Annotated in this window: 9 protein-coding genes; 7 read left to right on the plus strand and 2 right to left on the minus strand. The window is 71.7% G+C overall.

Annotated features, from left to right (window positions below):
• The first annotated feature begins 35 nt into the window (after positions 1 to 35).
• The 3 genes from ACZ56E_RS39320 (at position 36) to ACZ56E_RS39330 (ending at position 3,845) form a co-directional block, all read left to right on the plus strand.
• Complete coding sequence (locus tag ACZ56E_RS39320) at positions 36 to 542, plus strand: DUF6912 family protein (RefSeq protein WP_471221837.1); 507 nt, start codon at positions 36 to 38, stop codon at positions 540 to 542.
• Between the two features lie 243 nt (positions 543 to 785).
• Positions 786 to 1,457 (plus strand): HAD family hydrolase, encoded by a 672-nt coding sequence (locus ACZ56E_RS39325; protein WP_468601741.1) that lies wholly within the window; start codon positions 786 to 788, stop codon positions 1,455 to 1,457.
• 93 nt (positions 1,458 to 1,550) lie between these two features.
• Positions 1,551 to 3,845 carry an ATP-binding protein gene (locus tag ACZ56E_RS39330; protein WP_471221794.1) on the plus strand — a complete coding sequence of 765 codons (2,295 nt, stop codon included), beginning with the start codon at positions 1,551 to 1,553 and terminating at the stop codon, positions 3,843 to 3,845.
• A gap of 339 nt (positions 3,846 to 4,184) precedes the next feature.
• On the opposite strand, the gene ACZ56E_RS39335 is transcribed toward ACZ56E_RS39330, so the two are convergent.
• Positions 4,185 to 4,751 (minus strand): DJ-1/PfpI family protein, encoded by a 567-nt coding sequence (locus ACZ56E_RS39335; protein ID WP_471221795.1) that lies wholly within the window; start codon positions 4,749 to 4,751, stop codon positions 4,185 to 4,187.
• A 474-nt stretch (positions 4,752 to 5,225) separates the two neighbouring features.
• Here ACZ56E_RS39335 and ACZ56E_RS39340 point away from each other — a divergent pair, with 474 nt between their 5' ends.
• From ACZ56E_RS39340 to ACZ56E_RS39355, 4 genes are all read left to right on the plus strand, one after another.
• Entirely contained in the window at positions 5,226 to 10,172 is a 4,947-nt protein-coding gene (locus tag ACZ56E_RS39340; protein WP_471221796.1) for an NAD-glutamate dehydrogenase, read from the plus strand.
• A 291-nt stretch (positions 10,173 to 10,463) separates the two neighbouring features.
• Complete coding sequence (locus ACZ56E_RS39345) at positions 10,464 to 11,285, plus strand: polyprenol monophosphomannose synthase (protein WP_471221838.1); 822 nt, start codon at positions 10,464 to 10,466, stop codon at positions 11,283 to 11,285.
• Positions 11,282 to 11,812 carry a GtrA family protein gene (locus tag ACZ56E_RS39350; protein ID WP_471221797.1) on the plus strand — a complete coding sequence of 177 codons (531 nt, stop codon included), beginning with the start codon at positions 11,282 to 11,284 and terminating at the stop codon, positions 11,810 to 11,812. Before ACZ56E_RS39345 ends, ACZ56E_RS39350 begins: the two co-directional genes overlap by 4 nt.
• On the plus strand, positions 11,796 to 13,298 hold the full coding sequence (locus ACZ56E_RS39355) for a hypothetical protein (protein WP_471221798.1): 1,503 nt from the start codon (positions 11,796 to 11,798) through the stop codon (positions 13,296 to 13,298). The genes ACZ56E_RS39350 and ACZ56E_RS39355 overlap by 17 nt, the downstream gene beginning before the upstream one ends.
• 21 nt (positions 13,299 to 13,319) lie before the next feature.
• On the opposite strand, the gene ACZ56E_RS39360 is transcribed toward ACZ56E_RS39355, so the two are convergent.
• Positions 13,320 to 13,832, minus strand: coding sequence for a GntR family transcriptional regulator (locus tag ACZ56E_RS39360; RefSeq protein ID WP_471221839.1), 513 nt, complete (start codon positions 13,830 to 13,832; stop codon positions 13,320 to 13,322).
• Between the last annotated feature and the right edge of the window lie 210 nt (positions 13,833 to 14,042).

The following is a 14,042-nucleotide window of genomic DNA, read 5'->3' on the forward strand; positions in this document are numbered from 1 at the left end:
GCGTGCTGCGGACACGGATGAAAGCGGTCAGCCCCATGCGCGTCTACGTTCCTGTGACCCTGCCCCGGCTCGCCGAGGCGTACGAGGCCGGGGAGCTGGGGCCCGGGCCGCTCGTCGCCTACGCCGTCACGCCCGCTCTGCGGGAGTGGTACGTCTCGGACGACATCGAGGAGCTGGAGTACGCGGCGCTGAACCGGGCGGCGAGCGCGTCCCTGCGGATGCTCGCCGGGGAGTCCGGGGCCGCGCGGCGCCGGGTCGTGCTCGCGGCGGACGTGCCGGACGGGGCGGCCGTCGCCGATCCCGACCGGGGGCTCGATCAGGGGGCGCTCGGTGAGGTGCGGATCGGTTCGGCGCTGCCGCTGGGGAAGGTGGCGGCGGTGCACGTCGACGCGGGGGACGCGGAGGAGGACGTGCGGGCCGCGGTCGAGGCGTTGGGGGCGGCGGACCATGGTGACGACGACGCGCGGTTCGTGGTGGACGGGGTCGAGGATCATGAGCTGCTGTGGTTTGCCACGCAGGAGATTCCCGGGTTGATTCGCTGACTTTTCTGGCGGGGCGCCTTGGGCGGGCGTCTGCGCCTTCTGTTCGTCTGTGGGGCGGGGCCGCGGGGGTATGTGCGTACTCGCCATCCCTGCGCCGCGGCACACGGACAAAGGCGCCGATGTTTCCTCGGTGCTCCGTTCGCACATACCCCCACGTCCCCTCCGGCGCGCTCGCGGCTGCGGCCCGGTGGGAGCTGAGGCCACCGCCCTCGCCTCCGGTGGCCGGGAGGGTAGGTTTTTCGTATGGGGAAGTCGGTGCGCGGGGCGCATATCGTGTGGGACTGGAACGGGACGTTGCTGCATGACATCCATGCGGTGATCGAGGCGACGAACGCGTCCTTCGCGGAGCTCGGGCTCGAGGCGATCACGCTGGAGCGGTACCGCGACCTGTACTGCGTGCCGATTCCGCGGTTCTACGAGCGGCTGATGGGGCGGCTGCCCACCGATGCCGAGTGGCGGGTCATGGACGCCGTCTTCCACCGGCACTACTGGGCGCGGGCGGAGGCCTGCGGGCTGGCCGAGGGGGCCGCCGAGCTGCTCGCCGCGCGGCGCGACGAGGGGCGTACGCAGTCGTTGTTGTCGCTCGCCCCGCACGAGCGGCTGATCCCCGTCGTGCGCCGGTTCGGGATTCACGAGTACTTCATGCGGATCGACGGGCGCACCGACGATTCGCACGCCGGTAAGGCCGAGCGGATGGTGCGGCACCTCGACGCCTTCGAGGAGCGGCTCGACGTCGATCGGGTCGTCGTCATCGGGGACGCCGTCGACGACGCCGTCGCCGCGGCCCATGTGGGGGCGCGGGCCGTGCTCTACACCGGGGGCTCGCACAGCCGGGCGAGTCTGGAGCTTGCCGGGGTACCCGTCGTCGACAGTCTGGCGGAGGCCGTCGAGGAGGCGGAGCGGCTCGTCGCCTGAGGGCGGTTGCGGGGATTCCGTTCACGCTCCGCGTCGTTCTGCGTACGCTGAGGTCCGGATCCGCGGGACGACGTGGGCGGGGGCGGTATCGCGATGGGTTTCGGCTTCGGGCAGCGGCGGGGCGGGCAACTGCCCGCCGAATTGACCTCGTTCGTCGGACGGGTGGACGAACTGGCGCAGGTGCGGGCGGCGTTCGAGTACGCGCGGCTCGTCACGCTGGTCGGGCCGGGAGGTGTCGGCAAGAGCCGTACCGCGCTGCGGGCCGCCGCCGGGCTCGGGGAGCGGTTTCCGGACGGGGTGTGGCTGGCCGAGCTGTCCGCGTTGCGGGACCCGGAGTTGATCCCCGCGACGCTCGCAGCCGTCCTCGAACTGCCGGAGCAGTCCGGGATGGAGCCGCTCGACGCGGTCGTGGCGCATCTGCAGGGGCGGCGGCTGCTCATCGTCCTCGACACCTGCGAGCACCTCGTCGACGCGTGCGCGATGCTCTCCGACATTCTGCTGCGCGAGGCCGCGGACGTGTGTGTGCTCGCGACCAGCCGGCAGCCGCTGGACGTGCCGGGGGAGCACTGCTGTCCCGTCTCGCCGCTCGCGCCGGACGACGCGGTGGAGCTGTTCGCGCAGCGGGCCGCAGGGGTCGTGCCCGGGTTCCGGGTGGGCGACGCCAACCGGGAGCGGCTGGTGGCCCTGGTGGAGCGGCTCGACTGCATTCCGCTGGCTCTGGAGCTCGCCGCGGTGCGGTTGCGGGCCGTGTCGGTCGAGGAGCTCGTGGCGCGGCTCGACGACCGTTTCCAAGTGCTCACCGGGGGGCGGCGCACCGCTCTGTCGCGGCACCAGACGTTGCGTACCGCCATCGACTGGTCCCATGAGCTGTGCACGCCCGGCGAGCGGCTGCTGTGGGCCCGGCTCTCGGTCTTCGCCGGGTCCTTCGAGCTGGCGGCGGCCGAGCAGGTGTGCGGGGACGAGGCGCTGCCCGTCGGGGAGGTGCTCGGGCAGTTGATCGGGCTCGTCGACAAGTCGGTGGTGCAGCGGCTCGGGGAGGCCGGGAGCCGGTACCGGCTGCTCGACACCCTCCGAGAGTACGGGGCCGAGCGGCTCGGTGCGGCGGAGGGCGACGGGGGTGCGGCGCTGCGGGCGCGGCACTTCGCGTACTACCGGGACCTGGGGCGGCGCTTCGAGGAGGGGTTCCTGACCGCCGCGCAGCCGGAGCTGCACCGGGCCGTCCGCGCCGAGTCGGCGGGGCTGCGGGCCGCCCTGGAGTACGCGTACGGGACGGCGGGGCGGGAGCGGGAGGGGCTCCGCCTCGCGGCGCGGCTGTGGCCGCACTGGCGGGCCTCCGGGACGCTCTCCGAAGGCGCGTACTGGATCGAGAAGGGGCTGGAGCGCGTCCCCGAGGACTGCTCGGCGCGGGCCTGGGGGCTGCTGGCGACCGGGGCCTTCGGGGTCTGGACCGCGGATCTCGCGACGGCCGTCGAGCGGATGGCGCTCGCGCAGGAGTGCGCGGAGCGGGCGGGCGACGAGGACGTCGCGCAGTTCGCCGAGGCGTACGCCCAGGGGCTCGCCGCGCTGTGCGGGGACGAGACGGGGCTCGCGGGGCTCGCGGACGTGCGGCGGCGGATGTCCGAGCGCGACAACCGGCTGGGACTCGTGGTGATGAGCTGCGAGGGCGCTCTGCTGCGGGCCGTCCTCGGGGACACGGACGGGGCCCTGGAGCTCTGCGCGCAGGGCCTCGACGCGTTGGAGGGGGTCGGCGAGCGGCAGTTCTACGGCTCCACGCTGATGGTGCAGGGGCTGGTGCGGTGGCTCGTGGGGGAGCGCGAGGCCGGGGTCGCGTCGATGTGCCGGGGGATGGAGGCGGCGGGCGAGGTCGACGAGATCCTCGTCGCCGCGATGTGCTGCCACGGACTGGCGTGGGCGGCGGCGCGCGAGGGGCGGCACGTGCGGGCCGCCTGGCTGTTCGGGTACGCGGAGAACGCGCGGCGGCTCCAGGGAGACCCGATCGGCATGCTGCCGACGCTGCTGGAGCAGCAGGAGGCGGCGCGGAAGTCCGTGCGGGAGGCGCTGGGCGGCAAGCAGTTCGACCGGTGGCACGCGGTGGGGGCGCGGCTGTCCGGGCGGCAGATGCTGGAGGCGGTGCGGGGCGACGCGGACGCGCCGGGGCGGCCGCCGGCTCCGCGGGGGGCCGGGGCCGGGCGGCGGGTGGCGGGTGATGTGCTGACGCGGCGGGAGCGGGAGGTCGCCGCGCTGGTCGCCCAGGGGCTGTCCAACCGGGAGATCGCCGAGCGGCTCGTCATCTCGAAGCGGACCGCGGACGCGCACGTCGAGCACATTCTGGCGAAGCTGGGGGTCGGGTCCCGCACGGAGATCGCGGGGGCGGCCGAAGTCGGGTAGCTCGGGGCGCGGTGGGCCCCTGGGCCGGGTAGCTCGGGCGCGGTGGCCCCTGGGCCGGGTAGCTCGGGCGCGGTGGGGCCCTGGGTGGGACGCCTGCCCTCGCCGACAAGGGCAGGCGTCCGGCGGCCGGGCACGGGGTGTGGTGGGGCGGGTGATGCCTTGCCACGACAGCCGTGGGGGAGTTGACCAGGCACTGTCGGCATCCCCGCCCCGCGCGGCCCCGTGAGCGGCGCAGGACCGAGTCTGTCGGGTGCGTGCGCTTCCCGGCATCGGTACGCCCGAGGATCCGCATACCGATGTACGCGTCTCCGTATACCTAGCGGAAGGTGTTGCTCCGTATCAGCTGACCGGCGCCTTCGCCCGCAGGACCGTGAGGAACTCCCGCATCCAGCCCGAGTGGTCCGGCCACGCGCGGGACGAGACCAGCGTGCCGTCCACCACCACCTCCGCGTCCTGGAACGTCGCCCCCGCCGCCTGCATGTCCAGCTCGAGGGCCGGATACGCCGTGACCCTGCGGCCGCTCAGGCCGTCGATCGCGGCGGTGAGGAGCGGGCCGTGGCAGATCTGGGCCACCGGCTTGTCCGCGTCGAAGAAGGACTTGAGGATCTTGCGGAGCTCCGGGTCGTTGCGCAGATACTCCGGGGCCCGGCCGCCCGGGATCACCAGGGCGGCGTACTGGCCGGGATCCACCTCGGAGAAGGCGAGGTCCGCGGGCCAGGTGTAGCCCGGCTTCTCCGTGTACGTGTCGAAGCCCGGCTCGAAGTCGTGGATCACCAGGCGCAGCTTCTTGCGGGCGGGGGCGGCTATGTGGACGTCGTAGCCCTCCTCGCGCAGCCGCTGGTAGGGGTAGAGGACTTCCAGTGACTCCGCCGCGTCGCCGGTGACTATCAGGATCTTCGCTGCCATCTTGCCGCGCTCCCCTCGGACGGGCGCTGCCGTTGTCGGCCGGCCCCTCCCGCCAACGTGCCCGCACGGTGGCTGTTTGCCAAGAGGGGGTGGCGGCCGGGGTCACTGTGCAGACTGTCAAAGTTCCACCCCTGCTTTTGTACACATACGGCTCATGACGGCTTCCGGGTCGGGGGCGATAGCCTTGACCCGTGATCAGCGCGATATCCCGCGGGGGCATGGACGCCCCCGCCCTGCGCCCGGGAAACACGGTGGACAACCGTGCCCGGGGCCTCGCTGACGCTTCTTCGCGCTGCGGCCGGACCGGCCGGGCCTGCCATCCGTCAGCGGAACCGCTGAAAATGGCGGAAAGCCGACCGCTCTTCCCGCACCGCGGCATAACGTCGATTCCGGCCGGAGACCCCGGGCCGCGGCGTCACGGCACATCACTTCCTTCTACGTCACGCAATGGCGCGCGACAGGAGTCAGAGGACAATGCAGACCAAGCTGGACGAAGCCAAGGCCGAGCTGCTCGCGAGGGCCGCCCGGGTCGCTGAGAACAGCCCGGTCGGAGGGCGCCTGCCGAGCGGTGCACCGACCGGGACGACGAGCGAGGCCACGCCGGACCAGGACACGGCTCTCGCGTTCCTCCAGCGCTACTACCTGCACACCGCCCCCGAGGACCTGGCCGACCGCGACCCGGTCGACGTCTTCGGAGCCGCCTTCTCCCACTACCGGCTCGCCGAGAACCGCCCCCAGGGGACGGCCAACGTGCGGGTCCACACCCCGACGGTCGAGGAGAACGGCTGGACCTGCAGCCACTCCGTCGTCGAGGTGGTCACCGACGACATGCCCTTCCTCGTCGACTCCGTCACCAACGAGCTGTCCCGGCAGGGGCGCGGCATCCACGTCGTGATCCACCCGCAGGTCATCGTGCGGCGTGACGTGACCGGAAAGCTCCTCGAGGTGCTGACCGAGGGCGCCGGCGGCGAGCGGCCGCACGACGCGCTCGTCGAGTCGTGGATCCACGTCGAGATGGACCGCGAGACGGACCGCGCCGACCTCAAGCAGATCACCGCCGACCTGCTGCGGATCCTCAGCGATGTGCGGGAGACCGTCGAGGACTGGGAGAAGATGCGCGACGCCGCGCTGCGCATCGCCGACGAGCTGCCCGCCGAGCCGACCGCCGGTGACCTGCCCGACCAGGAGGTCGAGGAGGCCCGCGAGCTGCTGCGCTGGCTCGCCGACAACCACTTCACGTTCCTGGGCTTCCGTGAGTACGACCTCACGGACGACGACTCCCTCGCCGCCGTCCCCGGCACCGGCCTCGGCATCCTGCGCGCCGACCCGAAGCACGACAGCGACGACCACCACCCGGTGAGCCCGTCCTTCAACCGGCTGCCCGCCGACGCGCGCGCCAAGGCCCGTGAGCACCGGCTCCTCGTCCTGACGAAGGCCAACAGCCGGGCGACGGTCCACCGGCCCAGCTACCTCGACTACGTCGGCGTGAAGAAGTTCGACGCCGACGGCAATGTCGTGGGGGAGCGGCGCTTCCTCGGGCTCTTCTCGTCCGCCGCGTACACCGAGTCCGTGCGCCGCGTGCCCGTCATCCGCCGCAAGGTCGCGGAGGTCCTGAAGGGTGCCGGGTTCTCGGCCAACAGCCACGACGGGCGCGACCTGCTCCAGATCCTGGAGACGTACCCGCGCGACGAGCTCTTCCAGACGCCCGCCGACGAGCTGCGGGCCATCGTCACGAGCGTCCTCTACCTCCAGGAGCGGCGTCGGCTGCGGCTCTACCTGCGCAAGGACGAGTACGGCCGCTACTACTCCGCCCTCGTCTACCTGCCGCGCGACCGCTACACCACCGGCGTCCGGCTGCGGATCATCGACATCCTCAAGGAGGAGCTGAACGGCGCCAGCGTCGACTTCACCGCCTGGAACACCGAGTCGATCCTGTCCCGTATCCACTTCGTGGTGCGAGTGCCCAAGGGCGGCGAGGTCCCCGACCTCTCCGACGCCGACGTCGAGCGCATCGAGGGGCGGCTCGTCGACGCCGCCCGCTCCTGGGCCGACGGCTTCGCCGAGGCGCTGACCGCCGAGTGCGGCGAGGAGCGCGCCGCCGAGCTCCTTCGCCGGTACGGGAGCGCCTTCCCCGAGGGCTACAAGGCCGACCACACGCCGCGCGCCGCCGTCGCCGACCTCCAGCACCTGGAGCAGCTCGGCCACGACGACAAGGACTTCGCCCTCTCCCTGTACGAGCCGGTGGGCGCCGCCCCCGGTGAGCGCCGCTTCAAGATCTACCGCACCGGTGAGCAGGTCTCCCTCTCCGCCGTGCTGCCCGTGCTGCAGCGCCTCGGCGTCGAGGTCACCGACGAGCGTCCGTACGAGCTGCGCTGCGCGGACCGTACGCACGCGTGGATCTACGACTTCGGGCTCCGCATGCCCAAGTCCCCGAACGGCAACGGCGACTACCTCGGCGACGACGGCCGCGAGCGCTTCCAGGAGGCCTTCGCCGCCGCCTGGACCGGTGCCGCCGAGGTCGACGGGTTCAACTCGCTGGTCCTGCGCGCCGGGCTCAACTGGCGTCAGGCGATGGTCCTCCGGGCGTACGCGAAGTACCTGCGGCAGGCCGGTTCGACGTTCAGCCAGGACTACATGGAGGACACCCTCCGCAACAACGTCCACACCACGCGGCTGCTCGTCTCGCTCTTCGAGGCGCGGATGTCGCCGGACCGCCAGCGCGCCGGGACCGAGCTGACCGACGGGCTCCTGGAGGAGCTGGACGGCGCGCTCGACCAGGTCGCATCGCTGGACGAGGACCGCATCCTGCGCTCCTTCCTCACCGTCATCAAGGCGACGCTGCGGACCAACTTCTTCCAGACGGCGGAGAGCGGCGAGCCGCACAACTACGTCTCCATGAAGTTCGACCCGCAGGCCATCCCCGACCTGCCGGCGCCCCGTCCCGCGTACGAGATCTGGGTGTACTCGCCCCGCGTCGAGGGCGTCCACCTGCGGTTCGGCAAGGTTGCGCGCGGCGGACTGCGCTGGTCCGACCGGAAGGAAGACTTCCGGACCGAGATCCTGGGCCTCGTCAAGGCACAGATGGTGAAGAACACCGTCATCGTGCCCGTCGGCGCCAAGGGCGGCTTCGTCGCCAAGCAGCTGCCCGACCCGTCCGTGGACCGCGACGCGTGGCTGGCGGAGGGCGTCGCCTGCTACAAGACGTTCATCTCGGCGCTGCTCGACATCACCGACAACCTGGTCGCCGGCGAGGTCGTGCCGCCCTCCGACGTGGTGCGCCACGACGAGGACGACACCTATCTCGTCGTCGCCGCCGACAAGGGCACCGCGACGTTCTCGGACATCGCCAACCAGGTCGCGGAGTCGTACGACTTCTGGCTCGGCGACGCCTTCGCCTCCGGCGGCTCCGCCGGCTACGACCACAAGGGCATGGGCATCACCGCCCGCGGCGCCTGGGAGTCCGTCAAGCGGCACTTCCGGGAGCTGGGCTGCGACACCCAGTCCGAGGACTTCACGGTCGTCGGCGTCGGCGACATGTCCGGTGACGTGTTCGGCAACGGCATGCTGCTCTCCGAGCACATCAGGCTCGTCGCGGCATTCGACCACCGGCACATCTTCATCGACCCGAAGCCGGACGCCGCCACCTCGTACGCCGAGCGGCGCCGCCTCTTCGAGCTGCCGCGCTCCTCCTGGGCCGACTACAGCAAGGACCTGCTCTCCGCGGGCGGCGGCGTCTTCCCGCGCAGCGCCAAGGCGATCCAGCTCAACGCCCAGATCCGCGAGGCACTCGGCATCGAGGGCAAGATCGCCAAGATGACCCCGGCCGACCTGATGAAGGCCATCCTCCAGGCGCCGGTCGACCTGCTGTGGAACGGCGGCATCGGTACGTACGTGAAGTCGTCGGCGGAGTCGAACGCCGACGTCGGCGACAAGGCCAACGACGCGATCCGCGTGGACGGCCAGGACCTGCGCGTCAAGGTCGTCGGCGAGGGCGGCAACCTCGGCCTCACCCAGCTGGGCCGCATCGAGTTCGCGCGCGCCGGCGGACGCATCAACACCGACGCCATCGACAACAGCGCGGGCGTGGACACCTCCGACCACGAGGTGAACATCAAGATCCTGCTCAACGCCGTGGTGGCCAACGGCGACATGACGGTCAAGCAGCGCAACAAGCTGCTCGCCGAAATGACCGACGAGGTCGGCCAGTTGGTGCTCCGCAACAACTACGCGCAGAACACCGCGCTCGGCAACGCCGTCGCCCAGTCGGCGTCCCTGCTCCACGCCCACCAGCGCTTCATGCGCAGGCTCGGCAAGCGGGGCCACCTCGACCGGGGCCTGGAGTTCCTGCCGAACGACCGGCAGATCCGCGAGCTGCTCAACTCCGGCCGCGGCCTCTCCCAGCCCGAGCTCGCCGTGCTCCTCGCCTACACGAAGATCACGGCCGCGGACGAGCTGATCCAGACGACGCTGCCCGACGACGCGTATCTGCGGCGGCTGCTGCACGCGTACTTCCCGAAGGCCCTGCACGAGAAGTTCCCCGAGCAGGTCGACGGGCACGCGCTGCGCCGCGAGATCATCACGACCGTGCTGGTCAACGACACGGTGAACACCGGTGGTTCGACCTTCCTGCACCGGCTGCGTGAGGAGACGGGCGCCTCGCTGGAGGAGATCGTGCGGGCGCAGCTCGCCGCCCGCGAGATCTTCGGCCTGAGCGAGGTGTGGGACGCGGTCGAGGCGCTCGACAATGTGGTCGCCGCCGACGTCCAGACCCGGGTCCGGCTGCACTCGCGGCGCCTCGTCGAGCGCGGTTCGCGCTGGCTGCTCAACAACCGGCCGCAGCCGCTGCAGCTCGCCGAGACGATCGACTTCTTCAGCAAGGGCGTCGCCGAGGTCTGGGCCGAGCTGCCGCAGCTGCTTCGCGGCTCGGACCTGGAGTGGTACCAGGGCATCCGCGACGAGCTGACCGGCGCGGGCGTGCCCGTCGAGCTCGCGCAGCGCGTCGCCGGGTTCTCGTCCGCCTTCCCGGCGCTCGACATCGTCGCCGTCGCCGAGCGGACGGGCAAGGAGCCGATGGCGGTCGCCGAGGTGTACTACGACCTCGCCGACCGGCTCCGCATCACCCAGCTCATGGACCGCATCATCGAGCTGCCGCGGGCCGACCGCTGGCAGTCCATGGCGCGCGCCTCGATCCGCGAGGACCTGTACGCCGCGCACGCCGCGCTGACCGCGGACGTCCTCGCCGCCGGCAATGGCACCTCCACGCCGGAGCAGCGCTTCAAGGCGTGGGAGGAGAAGAACGCCCCGATCCTGAGCCGGGCGCGGACGACGCTGGAGGAGATCCAGAGCTCGGACGCGTTCGACCTGGCGAATCTGTCGGTGGCGATGCGGACGATGCGGACGTTGCTGCGCACGCATTCGTGATCTCTGGTAGGTGACGAAGGGGGGCGCCCCGGGCTTTCGGCTCGGGGCGCCCCCCCTTTGCGTATGGCGGAGTGTGGCGCGAGCGGAATGGTTGCTTCCGTGGCGCGGAATGGGTGATGACATTCGCCATATCTCGCCATACCCCGTCAATTCAGACATTCGGTCTAAGGTGGGTGAGATTGTCTGATGGCGGTACGAGATCCGATGTGCAGTCGGGGTCCCGTTCCTCGCACACCAGTGCGCCCGCCTCGTCGAAGGGCTTGAGCAGTGACAGTGAACCTCCCCCAGGACATGTCGGAGAACGGCTCGGGGCAGCTCTCCGAGAGCCTCGCCGCCCGGCTGCCCGAGGCGTGGGCCGCGACGCCGCTGACCGTCGTCATGCCGACGTACAACGAAGCGGGCAGTCTGCCCGGCATGGCCGAGGCCCTGATGGCGCTCCCGCTGCCCGGCCTGCGCCTCCTCGTCGTCGACGACTCCAGCCCGGACGGCACCGGCGACATCGCCGAACGCTTCGCCGAGCGGTACGGCAGCGCCCGCATGAGCGTCCTGCACCGCACCGAGAAGGACGGCCTCGGCCGCGCCTACGCGGCGGGCATGGCGCGGGCCGTCGCCGAGGGCGCGCACTACGTCCTCCAGATGGACGCCGACGGCAGCCACCCCGTGGAGAAGGCCGCCGAACTGCTCGGCGTCGCCCTCGCCACGGACGCGGGCGTCGTCATCGGCAGCCGGTACGTCCAGGGCGGCACGCTCTCCGACGCGTGGGGCGCCCACCGCAAACTGCTCTCCCGCTGGGCCAACGCGTACGCGGGCACCATCCTCGGCACCCGCGTCCGCGACATCACCGGCGGCTTCAACCTGTGGCGTGCCGACGCCCTGCGCGCCATCGACCTCGCCTCCGTGAACAGCGCGGGCTACAGCTTCCAGGTCGAGATGAAGTACCGGGCGCTGCGCCGCGGCTTCGGCGTCATGGAGGTGCCGATCCACTTCGAGGACCGCACGGTCGGCGAGTCGAAGATGAATCTGATGGTGCAGCTGGAGTCGGTCGTCATGCCGTGGAAGCTGCGGCTGGACGGGAGAGCGGGCGGCGGGCGGGGTGCGGGGGTGCGCGGATGATGGCCCCCGCCTCTGCTCTGGCGGAAGCCCGGTCCGCCGCGAGTGCGCCCGCGAGTCCCGTCGGGTCGGCCGCCCCTGCGCTGCCCGCCGCCGCTCCGTCCACCCTCGCGCGGCTGCGCGGGCTGGTCCTGGAGGTCGTGAAGTTCGGCGTGGTCGGCGGCAGCGGTGTCGCCGTGAACCTCGTGGTCTTCAACCTCCTCCTGCACGGCTTCGCCGCCTCGGGCGCGATGACGGCGACGGTGCTGGCCAGCTGCGTCGCCATGGGGACGAACTACCTCGGCTTCCGCTTCTTCGCCTACCGCGACCGCGCCTCGCGCACCAAGCGGCAGATCGCGCTCTTCTTCGCCTTCAGCGGTATCGGCGTGGCGATGGAGAGCGTCCTGTTCTACGCGGCGTACCACGGGGCGGGCATGAGCGGGCCGCTCGGCTCGAACATCGCCAAGGCACTGTCGATCGTCCTCGCCTCGGCGTTCCGCTTCCTGGTCTACCGGACGTGGGTCTTCCAGCACGATGCGCGTCGCCGCTAAGGGGGTCATACGGGGAGCGGCCAGAGGGGGCGTCCGGGGAGCGGCGCTCCTCGTCATCGTGCTGCTGCTTCTCGTGATCGTGCGCCTGCCCTGGGCGGGCGACCTGGGCATCCACGCGGCGACCGTCGAACGCCTGCGCCACGACCTGACCGACCCGGGCAACCCCCTGGTCGACGCCGACACCCCGAGCCCGTACTACTCGCCCTGGATGCTGCTGCTCGGCTGCCTGGCCAAGGCGACGGGGCTGGGCACGTTCGTGGTGCTGCGGGTGGCCGCGCTGGTGGGGCTGGGCTTGCTGGTCACGGGGGTCCTGCACTTCGTACGCACACTGACCACCCGGCGAGCCGCGCCGCCCCTGGCCCTGCTCTGCCTGCTCCTGCTCTGGGGCCCCGGACTCTTCAACTGGAGCGGCTTCCTCGGCCTCAACTCCCTGTCCCTGACGGTCTCTTACCCGAGTACGTTCGCACTGGGCCTGTCCTTCCACTTGTGGGCGCTGCTGCGGAAGGCCCTGGGCGGGGAGGGGGCGGGGTGGGCGGCCTTTCTGGGGCTCGGGGCGCTGTGGGCGGTGACGTTGCTGAGTCATCAGTTCACGGGTGTGGTCGCGTCGTTCGGGGCGCTGGCGATGGTGCTCGGCGCCCGGCCGTGGCCGACGCGGGCGGTGCTGACGCGGCTGGCGGGTGGCTCGGGCGTGGGGCTCGTGGCGCTGGCGGTCTGGCCCTACTACTCCTTCTTCGACCTCTTCGGAGTGGGCGGTCTTGAGGAGATCCACCGCTCGCTCTACCGGAACCTGCTGCCGCACTTCGGTCTGGCCCTGCTGGGCGTGGCCGCGCTGGCGCTGCGCCTTCGACGGGACCACCGGGACCCGCTGGTGCTGTTCTTCCTCCTCGGCGCGGCGATGTTCACGGCGGGCGGCCTGACCGGCCACTACTCGTGGGGCAGGGTGCTGCCGGCGGCCCTGATCCCCGCGCAGGTGGCGGCGGCGCTGGAGGTCTTCGAGGCGGGCCGGACGGGCGTGCGGCGCGCGCTCGCGGGGGTGCTGGGGGTGGCGCTGCTCGCCGGGGCGTGGACGCAGGCGGGAACGCTGGGATATGTGCTGCCGAAGGGGGCCTTGCCCGGCCCGGTGGCGGCAAAGTACAGGGCCCCGTGGACGGGTTACGACTGGCTGGCGCCGCAGGTGAAATACGGCGACGTGGTGCTGGCGAAGACGTTCCCCTCCCGCCAGATCCCGGCGTACGGCCCCTATACGGTCGCCCCCGGCTACCCCGACTTCTTCCTGCCGGACCAGGAGAAGCGGTTGGCGGCGGTGCGGGACTATTTCGCACCGGGGACGTCACGCGCGGAGAGGCTGGCTGTTCTGCGCCGTTACGGGGTGCGCTGGATTGTGCAGTACCCGGGGGACGGGGGCTTGGGGGTGGATGACCCCGCCCTTCGCCGGGCGGGGGGCGGGCCTAAGGGGCAGGTGCTGTACGAGGTGGTGCGGGGCTGAGCCCGCCCGGGTGGGGCCCTGTCACCCGATGCTGATCTCGTAGCGGAGCTGTTGGCGGTGTGCGGGCATGAGCATCAGGTCGGCCTGGATCGGGTTTCCTTGGGCGTCCAGCGTCACTCGGCTCAGCCGGAGGACGGGTTCGTCCGGGCCCAGGCGCAGGGCTTCGCGTTCGTCGGCGTCGGGCATACGGGCGGTCACGTCCTCGCGGACGCGTACGCCTACGTGACCGAGGCGGGCGAGGAGCGTCACGGCTCCGCCGCGGATCTTGCCGGTCTCGGCGAGGGGTGTGTCGCGGGCGATGTCGACGGGGTAGTAGGTGTCCGTCAATTCGCAGGGTGCGCCGTCGAGTTCGATGATGCGCCGGCGGACGACGACCGGGTCTCCGGCGGCGATCCGGAGCAGGCCGGCGACGTCGTCCGGCGCCGGGACCTCGCCTGCGTGTGCGATGCGTTGGGTGCCTTTGCCTCCACGGGCGGCGGCCTCCTCACCCCAGGCGTCGGACTGCCCCTCCCTGCGGGGCTTGAGGTACGGCATCGAGGTACTGACCCATGTGCTGTCGCTGTCGCTCACGGTGTCCTCCTGGGTGACCGGTTTGTTCACGGCGACTTCGCTGCCGCTCGGCATACGCAGCCAATCACGTGCCGTGGCCTGACCTTGCCTGGCCTCGCCTGCCCGGGCGCGGGAGCCGCGCGCACCTTGGCCGTGGAGACCCCTGCGGGGTGGGAAGGCGGGGCCGATGGGGCG

It is taken from the genome of Streptomyces sp. NPDC039480 (assembly GCF_055597165.1).

What these genes read in the sequence shown, in the direction of transcription:
- ACZ56E_RS39350 (WP_471221797.1), top strand. Translation starts at nt 11,282, where the DNA reads ATGATGGCCCCCGCCTCTGCTCTGGCGGAAGCCCGGTCCGCCGCGAGT.
- ACZ56E_RS39335 (WP_471221795.1), bottom strand. Translation starts at nt 4,751, where the DNA reads ATGGCAGCGAAGATCCTGATAGTCACCGGCGACGCGGCGGAGTCACTG.
- ACZ56E_RS39345 (WP_471221838.1), top strand. Translation starts at nt 10,464, where the DNA reads ATGTCGGAGAACGGCTCGGGGCAGCTCTCCGAGAGCCTCGCCGCCCGG.
- ACZ56E_RS39320 (WP_471221837.1), top strand. Translation starts at nt 36, where the DNA reads ATGCGCGTCTACGTTCCTGTGACCCTGCCCCGGCTCGCCGAGGCGTAC.
- ACZ56E_RS39340 (WP_471221796.1), top strand. Translation starts at nt 5,226, where the DNA reads ATGCAGACCAAGCTGGACGAAGCCAAGGCCGAGCTGCTCGCGAGGGCC.
- ACZ56E_RS39330 (WP_471221794.1), top strand. Translation starts at nt 1,551, where the DNA reads ATGGGTTTCGGCTTCGGGCAGCGGCGGGGCGGGCAACTGCCCGCCGAA.
- ACZ56E_RS39355 (WP_471221798.1), top strand. Translation starts at nt 11,796, where the DNA reads ATGCGCGTCGCCGCTAAGGGGGTCATACGGGGAGCGGCCAGAGGGGGC.
- ACZ56E_RS39360 (WP_471221839.1), bottom strand. Translation starts at nt 13,832, where the DNA reads ATGCCGTACCTCAAGCCCCGCAGGGAGGGGCAGTCCGACGCCTGGGGT.
- ACZ56E_RS39325 (WP_468601741.1), top strand. Translation starts at nt 786, where the DNA reads ATGGGGAAGTCGGTGCGCGGGGCGCATATCGTGTGGGACTGGAACGGG.